Below are 9,702 nucleotides of genomic sequence, written 5' to 3'. Positions count from 1 at the left end.
CGAATGAGCCGAAGTGTTTCAAAGGTATTGACAGGATTTGCAAGAGAATCTCCGGGGCCTGAAATTGCGGCTGTTGACAAATTGGGGAATTGTGAAACAGACTCTTTTACCTTTGAAAGAGCTTCAGCAGGCGATATTATCCTACTTGCAACACCGGGTCGGCTTTCATTAATACAGTCATAACTGCGATTACAATAGTTGCACAAAATATTGCATCGAGGCGCAACGGGAAGATGTACTCTTGCACAATAATTAGATGCTGTTGCAGAAAAACAAGGATGTGTTTCCTCATCATATTTATAAACAGGATTACTAATTTCTTTCATAAAATATTTTTCTTTGCTTCATAACCAAATTTTAAGTATCAATCTTTCTAATTGGAAAAAAAGTCAAGTCAAATAAAATGAGGTACATTGATAATGAAGAAAAAAACAGATGAGAGTCCTTTAATCGGTGCACATATGTCCATTAGCGGAGGTGTTAGCAAGGCGATTGAGAGAGGAGAAAGAATAAACTGCCGCACAATTCAGATATTCACAAAAAACAATACACGGTGGATGGCACCCCCACTCAAAAAGGATGAGATTGAAAGATTTCACAATCTCTATGAAAGAAGCAGGATAAAATCAATTTTCGCACATGATATATATCTTATCAATCTTGCAAGTCCTGACAAAACAATTTATGAAAAATCTAAAAAAGCTTTTCTTGATGAAATAGAAAGGGCAGAAGCCCTTAATTTAGACTTTCTTGTCTTTCACCCCGGCGCCCACCGTGGAAGCGGAAAAGAAGAAGGGTTAAAGAAAATTGCCAAAACAATAAGGGATATCTTAGTGAAAACAAAAAACTATAAAGTCAAACTTCTTTTTGAAACAACGGCCGGTCAAGGAACATCTATCGGCTCAACTTTTGAAGAGCTCGGATTTCTACTAAAACATTCAGGCAATTTAGAGCGGCTCGGAATTTGCCTCGATACCTGCCATATCTTTGCCTCGGGATATGATATTAGGACGGAAAAGGGTTATCAGAAAGTCTTTGATGAATTCGATTACTATGTAGGAATAAAAAATATCAAGGCAATACATCTCAATGATTCAAAAGGTGATTGCGGCTCACATCTTGACAGGCATGAACATATCGGCAAAGGAAAAATCGGAAAAAAAGGATTCAAGCTGATAATGAATGATAAAAACTTCAAGGATATTCCCAAAGTTCTTGAAACTCCGAAAGGTGAAGATATGAAGGAAGATGTTGAAAATATGAAGATACTAAAATCTCTTTGCAATTAGAAGTCTATTGCTTTTAGTTTAATTCGATTAACCTCTACTTTTTTAAAATTAAGAAAAAAAGTTTGACAACTGGTATGCATTTAAAAGTAAAATAAGAATTAGGTTTAAAGAAAAAAGTCCGTTTATCTTTTCATCTTTTACGAAATAAAAAAGAGAAAAATATGAGTCAATGGCATTACATTTTAAAGGGTGAAAAATTCGGTCCTGTCGATGAGGAAACATTAAAGCAGAAAATCGAATCAGGTGAAATTTCAGCAGATACTCATATTCTCAAAAAAGGATGGTCCTTCTGGACTCCTGCCCATCAAACCGAAATTTATAAAAAGACACTAGGTATCGTTGATAAGCCTGCGCAAAAGAATCTGGGTAAAGGCATAGAAGGTGCGGTAATGTCCCCCGCAGGTGAATTATCAATAAAAGAAGCTTTTGCATTTGGATGGAATACTACAAAATCCAATCTGGGATTTCTTATTCCTGCATATCTGATTATTTTCATTGCGCCTCTTATTCCCGGTTTTTTAGGAATGTTTGCAGGCAATAATGCATTTGTTGGGATTATCGTATTTCTTCTTTCTTTTATATTGAGTCTCTTGATGCAGATGGGTTCTCTCAAAATTGTCCTCAAATTTACTTATGGAGAAAAGCCAGTCTATGATGACCTAATAAATACCTATCCATTGATAGTAAAATATTTGTTGGCTTTAATAGTTGTATGCATAATCGTAGGCGCTGGAATGGTTTTACTGATAATTCCCGGTATTATCCTAATGTTGGCTCTTCAGTTTTTTGCTTTCGTAATAGTAGATAAAGAGGTTGGCGCTATAGAGGCAGTTAAAAAAAGCTATGCTATTACAAAGGGACACTGGCTAAATATTTTTCTTTTCAACTTGTTATTTTCCTTCGTCTCTTTTATTGGTTTTTTAGTTATAGGAATCGGGGCTCTTGTTTCAATACCTGTAGCTATGCTTGCCTATGCCCATTTTTATCGCCAATTGGCAGGTGAAGAAATACCATCAGAGCCCATAGAAGTGCCTGAAACAACAGAAGAAGAACCTAAACCATCAACACTTACTGAGAAGGGGATGGAAGAACCATCTCTTGATACTTCATCAGAACCTGAAGAGACAAAAAAACCTGAACCTGCACAAGGAGAAAAAGAAACAGAAGAGCTTAAAATTGAAGAAGATGATTTGGCAAATTTAAGTTTAGATGATATATCCGTAGAAAGTGAAACAGAATTAGAAGTTTTGGAAGAAGAAAAAGAAGTTGAAGCTCAGCCTGAAACCGTTGAAACAGAACAGAAGGAAGAAGAGCCGGAACCGCCTCCACCTCCTAAAAAACCTCTGAAATTTCAGTTTTCAGATTCAAAGAAAAAAGAAGAAGAAAAGTCCGAATCTGAATCTGAATAATTAGGTTTCTTCTACCTTGAAAAGTTAATCTTTATTTTCTCCAATGAGACGGAGATAGAATTTCAACAACAAATTTAATCTTCATCTCGAATTTCCTACATTACTCAAACTCAATTTTACAGTATCAGAAAAATTATTCAGAAAAAACATATTATGCAAAGTAATGAAAGAAATTCAAAAAGATGTTATTATTTTTTAAAATTAGAATGCAAAGTGACCAAACAATCATGTTGACAAAGGAAGAGATTGAAAAAATAAAGTCGCAAGAGATTCAAAAAGACGATAAAGTTTCGGTTACTATAGTAAACTGGAATGGAGGGGAATATATTGAAAAATGCCTTCGCTCCTTAGAAAAGCAAACTCATAAGAATATGGAAATCATAGTAGTGGACAACAATTCAACAGATGAATCAATTAAAATCCTTGAAAGATATTCATCAAAAATCAAACTTATACAAAATAATCATAATCTCGGATTCAGTAAAGCCCATAATCAAGCAATAAAGGCCGCCACAGGGAAATACATAATGCCTCTGAATTTTGATGTTACTCTTGATCCGAACTTTATTTATGAAATGTTGAAAGCAATAAAATTCAGCAGTGAAATTGGAATGGCATCAGGGAAACTTTATAAAAAGAAAGATGACAAAAACAGGATAATCGATACTACTGGAATAACGATGAATAATATGTATCCGGGCGACAGAGGTGAAAATCACATAGACAAAGGAGAGTATGATTCCTACGAATATATCTTTGGTGCTTCAGGTGCGGCACCACTTTTGAAAAAGGAAATGCTTGAGGATATCAAAGCAGATGGAGAATATTTTGATGAAGACTTTGTCTATTATGTTGAAGATGTTGACCTCTGCTGGCGAGCGCAGATTGCAGGATGGAAATGTATATATACTCCTTATGCAATAGGTTATCATGAGAGAGGAGCAACAAGAAAAGAAGATGATACAATTAAAAAAGGATATTATGTAATTGGTTATAGAAACAGATATTGCACAATCTTCAAAAACAGTTTTTCTTCAACTATTTTGAAAAAATTTTTTAGAATTGTACTGCGTGAAACCTACTTTTATTCATCACAATTTTTAGGATTTAACTTTTATGTGTTCAGAGTGCCTTTTGCTTTTCTAAAAATGCTTCCAGCTATGATAAAAAAAAGGCGACTGACTATGGCTAAAAAGAGGGTGTGTGCCGATTATATGGAAAAATTCTTTTTTAACCAAAGTTTATTGGGAGCACTGAAACAATGCCTCTTAAAGTAAAGTTTGTCTTTCCCTCTATCACCGGTGTCGGCTTTGGAAGCTATGGCAAAGGAATGGAAGAGTCCTGGATTAGCCACGGGCTGTCGTTGATTAGCGCATGTGTTAAAAAAGCAGGGTTTGATGTATCACTTGCTGATTTGAGATGTATGGGGGGATGGAAAGACTTCGAAAAGGATGTAGCTCATTCATCGCCGGATGTCTTGGCTGTAACTATGATGAGTGTTGATTTCAATCCTGCAATGAAGGCAATCGATATTGCAAAGAAGATAAACCCTGAAATCATAACAGTTGTTGGGGGACCGCATCCTTCAATTATGCCTGAAGAAGTTTTGGCTCAAGAAAAGATTGATTATGTGATAAAGGGAGAAGGAGAAATAAGTTTTGTCAATTTGCTCAAAGAACTAGATAGTGGACATAAACCATCAGAGCGTCTCATAGAAGGAATAAAACCAGACCTCGATGCACTGCCATTTGCAGACAGAGAGCTTTTTTCAAGTCTTGAATATCCACTTCCCGTAAAAGGATTCGATTCGCCCTTCATAACGATAATTGCCGGCAGAGGATGTCTATACAACTGCAGTTTTTGTCAGCCGGCAGAACGAAAGATTTTTGGTCCAAAGGTACGAAGAAGAAGCGTAGACAATGTATTGGAAGAATTGGAATATCTCGATAAAAAATATCATTTCAAGAGTATGATGATTCATGATGACTGTCTTACGGAAGACAGTGAATGGATTTACGACTTTTGCAAGAAATACAGGAAACGATTCAATCAACCCTTCGCCTGCCAGACGAGAGCAGACATAGTATGTAAGAATGAGGAAATGATAAAAGAAATGAGAAATTCAGGATTAAGTCTATTTTTCATTGGATTTGAAAGCGGCAACCAACGAATATTAAACTTTTTACGAAAAGGCACAAAAGTTGAACACAATTACAAGGCAGCAGAAATTTGCAGAAAATACGGGATTAAAATTTGGGCTAACTATATGATTGGAGTGCCTACCGAAACAAAAGAAGAAGTGATGGATACAGTAAGAATGATAAAAAAAATAAAACCTGACCACTATAGTCCTGCATTTTATACACCTCATCCCGGCAGTGACCTTTTTACATATTGTGAAGAGCACAACCTTTCACTGGTAAAAAGCCATGACAGTTATCGAAGAAACGCAACTGAATGCAAAATTAAAGGAATAGATTATGAATTTCTTTTTAATGCTCTCAACGAATCTCAAGGAATCACGGAGCCTTTGATCAAAATAAATAAATTAAACTGGTTAAAAGAAAAGGTAAGGCCATTTTTCAATGAACATCCGAGAATCAAGAAAATAGTAAAAAAAATCATTGGAAGCAGTTAAGATTACAAAAAGACTGCGCAAGATAATAACTAAACAAATATTCCAAAAAAAAAATTTTTATATCAGAATATGAATCATATCATCTACTATTTTTCCAAAACCTCAGCAATAGGACCCAGCAGTAGATACCGAATTTATCAGTTTCTTCCTTTGCTTGAAGCAAAAAAAATCAATATTCATATAAGTCCACTTTTTGGTGATTTCTATTTTAAGATTATTCAAATCAAGAATAAGCCTTTGAAAATTTTTATTAAAACAATTTACTCTATTTATAGTTTCACAAAAAGGTTTCTTCACTTACTGAAAATCGACAAGTCCACTTCTGTTGTAATTGAACACCAACTTTTCCCATATTTACCGGCTTTTATAGAAATACCTTTCATAAAGCGGGCAAAATATGTATTTCTCGAATTTGATGACGCTATTTACCTAACCTTTCTTCATAGAAAAAAATTTGAAAAGCTTCTGCCTCTCTACAATGGTGTAATTGCAGGCAATAAGAATCTAGCTGAATTTGCACAAAGGAGAAATAAAAATGTATTGATTCATCCAACCTTGATTGATGATGAAAGAGTGGTGGTAAAAAGAGATTATAGAATAAAAGACAAAGTTGTCATTGGATGGATTGGACTATCATGGAATTTCAAATATTTGACGATTATTCAGGAGGCATTGAGAGAGCTTTCAAAAAGATATGAGATTGTTTTGAGGATTGTTTCATCAGAAAAACTTTGCCTTGATGGAGTAATTACGGAGTTTGTCCAATGGGATTATGAAAAGGAATGGGAGGAAATTAGTTTCTTTGATATTGGAATTATGCCGCTCAAAGATGATGAATGGTGCAGAGGAAAATGTGGACTGAAACTGCTTCAATATATGATTGCAGCCATTCCCTCAGTAAGCAGTCCGGTGGGCATCAATAATGATATAGTTGACGATGGCATAAACGGCTATCTTGCTTCAAATGAGAGTGAGTGGATTGAGAAAATAGAAAAACTCATTTTGTCTGAAGACTTGCGGGAAAAAATAGGAAAAGCTGCACGAGTGAAAGCTTTGGAGAATTTTTCAATTCAGAAAAGGGGAAATGAGATCGTCTCTTTTTATGAAAAAATCGCAAAATCACAGATATAAATCACAGCTGGCTAAAAATATATTTTCTCTATGCATCCTCTTTCTATCATCTGCATTCTGCACTTTTTGCTGCTAATGGATGCACTTTCTCCCGGTATAATTCATTAAAAGCGTAAATCATTTGTTGCCTATCTTTTCAATTTTTGATTAATCCAAGAAATTCATTGTCAGAATAAGCGAATTTCTGGATATTCCGTGCCTACTCATTAAGGTACTTATTTTAGACCATCTGAGGAATAGATTTGTGCATCAAAGTCTTCATTTAAAATCCCGTTTTTCAAAAATCACTATTGCCAAAGACACTATTAAAACAGAATAGAGAAGAGCATAGCATACTGACCAAATAAGAAATGAAGAATTTATATTCTGTCCATAGACTGCCTGCATCTTTACATCAAAATTATCAAGATTTGGAAGAATATAATAAAGAGTTTCAGCTAAGATGCGCAGAGGCAAGGAAGCTTTCTTGCTAAGATTTTTAATATCAGTAGTTGCCGTGCCTATAATAAAAATTGCCAATGTAAATAGGGTGCTCAAAAAAGGAGTTGTAAAAGAAGAAAAAAGAATTGCCACAGCAGTGATAATAATCATTTCAAAGAAAATCAGAAAGACAGCTTGTAGAAGTTGAAATTTAAAAATTCCTGAGATAGACCACGATATAACCATCAACACAGTGCTCATTACAACAATATTGACAAGGATGATTGCAACCAATCCAATGAATTTTCCTAAAATGAATTGATATCTTTTTACTGGCTTTGCAAGAATCGTATATATTGTTTTCTTGTCTATCTCCTTATAGACGAGAGTAATACCGATAAAAATTGATATGAGAAGAGCAAAAATCTCTATAGCGCTCAATCCAATATCTTCTACTATTTTTGAATGTTCTCCGATTGATAGGCGCCCCAGAAGTACGGCTGAAAAGATAATAAGGAGTGAAAAAATGATTATGTTATAAAGTACACGATCCCTGATAATTTCTTTAAATGTGTTGAAGGCAATTACTAAAATTTTCATTTGTTCTCAATTTTCTCAAAGAATATCTCTTCAAGAGACTTATGAGCAGGCGAAACTGATATTATTTCACCGCCCACATCCATAATTTTTTTCAGAAGTTTTTGTTTTTCTCCTTTATTAGATTCAAAAACCAAGAACCCTCCCCTTTCCTTCAAAAAACCTTCAATATTTGTAAGAAGCTGATGTATTTGAGTATTTGGAGCCTTGACGGTTATTTCATAATTCCCTTCACCTTCTCTTCTAATTTCATCTATTTTTTTGACTTCAATAAGATGTCCTTTATTGATTATTGCCACACAGTCACAAATCATTTCCACATCTGAAAGAATATGTGAACTGAAAAAGATTGTTTTCCCTTTATCTTTTAGATTTAAAATGATTTCCCTGATATCCTTTCTGCCAATGGGGTCGATACCTGACATTGGCTCATCGAGAATGATTAGGTCAGGGTCATTTATGAGCGCTTGAGCAATACCAATTCGTTGAAGCATACCTTTCGAATATTTTTTAAGGGGACGAGAAGCGGCAAAAGTAAGTTTGACCTCATCAAGAAGAACATCAATTCTTTTCTTTAAAGTTTTCCCTTCTATACCAAAGAGGTTTCCATAAAACTTCAAAAATTCATATCCTTTAAGATAATCATAAAAGTATGGCTCTTCCGGAAGAAATCCTATTCGATTCTTAATAGAAACATTTTTTGGATCTTCGCCAAAAATTTTAATCGTTCCGGCTGTGGGTGTAATAATGCCAAGAATCGATTTAATGGTTGTAGTTTTGCCTGCCCCGTTTGGGCCCAAGAATCCTGTTATTTCACCTTCTTTAATGGAAAGAGAGAGATTTTCTACCGCTGTAACGCTCCGCAGAAAAAAACCGCTTCGATATTTTTTTGTAAGCCCCTCTATTTCAATGGCATTCATTCTCTATTATATGAAACATTACTTTAAAAGATAGTTTATATATGATAATAATCTTTGTCGCAAATGTGAAATAAAAAAGAAAGTTTTATAATATAGAGGAGTTATGCCGCATCTTCTTCCTCCTTTTCCAAGGATGCGGCTTCTGTTAGGTATTTTTCAACACTAATATTTAAAACAGCCGGATCCAATACTTCAACAATTTCTATGTCGCTTCTATCTTTTTCCTTTTTCTGAGATGTTTTTTCCGGCTCCATAATATCTGAAATCGTCCATTCTGCAGAGACATCGCTTGTTGGTGGATTGATATTTATAATTCTCGGTTGAGGAAGAGGATTATTTTCACCATCTGTGATGACCATTATTTTTGGATGAAGAAGATTCACTCTGTTTGCATTGATAACTATTCCTATACAATTATTTCCAAGACGCACTAAACTCCCAACAGGATAAAGTCCCATAGCCCTTATGAAATGCTCAACAAGTTTCGGATGGAAATGATACCCCCTGTCTCTATAAAGAATTTTAAGAGCATTGAATGGAGGCATCCCTTTTTTATAAACACGCTCACTTGTCAGCGCATCATAAACATCAGCAATGGCAGTCATCATACCAAAGGTGCTAATCTTGTTTCCCGGTACAGAATTAGGATAGCCACCACCGGCATATTTTTCATGATGTTGTAGGACCATCAATATTGCACGGCGATCAAACCCGCCTGTCTCTTCAAGAAGTTTGGCTCCTGCTTCAGGATGTTTTTTCATATTTGAAAATTCCCATTCGGTTAGTTTCCCCGGCTTATTCAATATTTCAGGAGGTACCTTCATTTTACCGCAGTCATGCATAATGCCGCCTGTACCTATGATTTGGAGCTCCCTTTTAGAAAAATGAAGATACTTAGCGAGAGCAATTGTCAAAACCGCAACATTCAGCGAATGTTTAAAGGTGTATTCATCATATTCTTTAATTTTAGCAAGGGTGAGCATTGTGTCTGCATTCTCGAGGATACTATCAACCATTGATGCAACAATTTCTTCAACCTTGCCAACATTTATATTTTTCCCTTCTCGAATCTCTTTTAAAACCTGAGTCGTGCTTTCAGTTGCTTTGGCATAGAGAGTTTTGCCTTTTACAAATTCCTTTAAAAAAGCCCTTTTTTCCTTCCTTTCATCTTCAGGAATCTGGTCTACCTCTTTTTCCCCTTCATATCTTACGCCATCTTCAAGAGTAGTAACTTTCTTCTGCATCGTTTCATCTCCTATACAATAAAAAACTCAATTTAATTTTACAATTCTCTTAAT

The 9,702-nt window shown here is 35.0% G+C and carries 9 protein-coding genes; 5 read left to right on the top strand and 4 right to left on the bottom strand.

Annotated features, from left to right (window positions below; all coding sequences use genetic code 11):
• Positions 1-326 (bottom strand): hypothetical protein (locus D6734_02685; GenBank protein RMF97192.1); only part of this gene is annotated, 326 nt, incomplete at its 3' end.
• 93 nt (positions 327-419) lie between these two features.
• Between D6734_02685 and D6734_02680 the strand changes: the two genes are divergently transcribed.
• The 5 genes from D6734_02680 (at position 420) to D6734_02660 (ending at position 6,467) form a co-directional block, all read left to right on the top strand.
• Positions 420-1,289, top strand: coding sequence for a deoxyribonuclease IV (locus D6734_02680; protein ID RMF97191.1), 870 nt, complete (start codon positions 420-422; stop codon positions 1,287-1,289).
• 161 nt (positions 1,290-1,450) lie between these two features.
• Entirely contained in the window at positions 1,451-2,698 is a 1,248-nt protein-coding gene (locus D6734_02675; GenBank protein ID RMF97190.1) for a DUF975 family protein, read from the top strand.
• 182 nt (positions 2,699-2,880) lie between these two features.
• Complete coding sequence (locus tag D6734_02670) at positions 2,881-3,975, top strand: glycosyltransferase family 2 protein (protein ID RMF97189.1); 1,095 nt, start codon at positions 2,881-2,883, stop codon at positions 3,973-3,975.
• Positions 3,960-5,336: a radical SAM protein gene (locus tag D6734_02665; protein ID RMF97188.1), complete on the top strand. Its 1,377-nt coding sequence runs from the start codon at positions 3,960-3,962 to the stop codon at positions 5,334-5,336. The genes D6734_02670 and D6734_02665 overlap by 16 nt, the downstream gene beginning before the upstream one ends.
• Before the next feature lie 69 nt (positions 5,337-5,405).
• Positions 5,406-6,467 (top strand): glycosyltransferase, encoded by a 1,062-nt coding sequence (locus D6734_02660; GenBank protein RMF97187.1) that lies wholly within the window; start codon positions 5,406-5,408, stop codon positions 6,465-6,467.
• 258 nt (positions 6,468-6,725) lie between these two features.
• Here D6734_02660 and D6734_02655 read toward each other — a convergent pair whose 3' ends face one another.
• From D6734_02655 to D6734_02645, 3 genes are all read right to left on the bottom strand, one after another.
• On the bottom strand, positions 6,726-7,487 hold the full coding sequence (locus D6734_02655) for a hypothetical protein (GenBank protein ID RMF97186.1): 762 nt from the start codon (positions 7,485-7,487) through the stop codon (positions 6,726-6,728).
• Positions 7,484-8,404, bottom strand: a complete 921-nt coding sequence (locus tag D6734_02650) for an ABC transporter ATP-binding protein (GenBank protein RMF97185.1) — start codon at positions 8,402-8,404, stop codon at positions 7,484-7,486. The genes D6734_02655 and D6734_02650 overlap by 4 nt, the downstream gene beginning before the upstream one ends.
• 101 nt (positions 8,405-8,505) lie before the next feature.
• Positions 8,506-9,648, bottom strand: coding sequence for an HD-GYP domain-containing protein (locus D6734_02645; protein RMF97184.1), 1,143 nt, complete (start codon positions 9,646-9,648; stop codon positions 8,506-8,508).
• Positions 9,649-9,702: the final 54 nt, after the last annotated feature.

Source organism: Candidatus Schekmanbacteria bacterium, from assembly GCA_003695725.1.
GTDB lineage: Bacteria > Schekmanbacteria > GWA2-38-11 > GWA2-38-11 > J061 > J061.
Note: the sequence above shows the minus strand (reverse complement) of the source record. Positions and strands in the feature narration are given on the sequence as shown.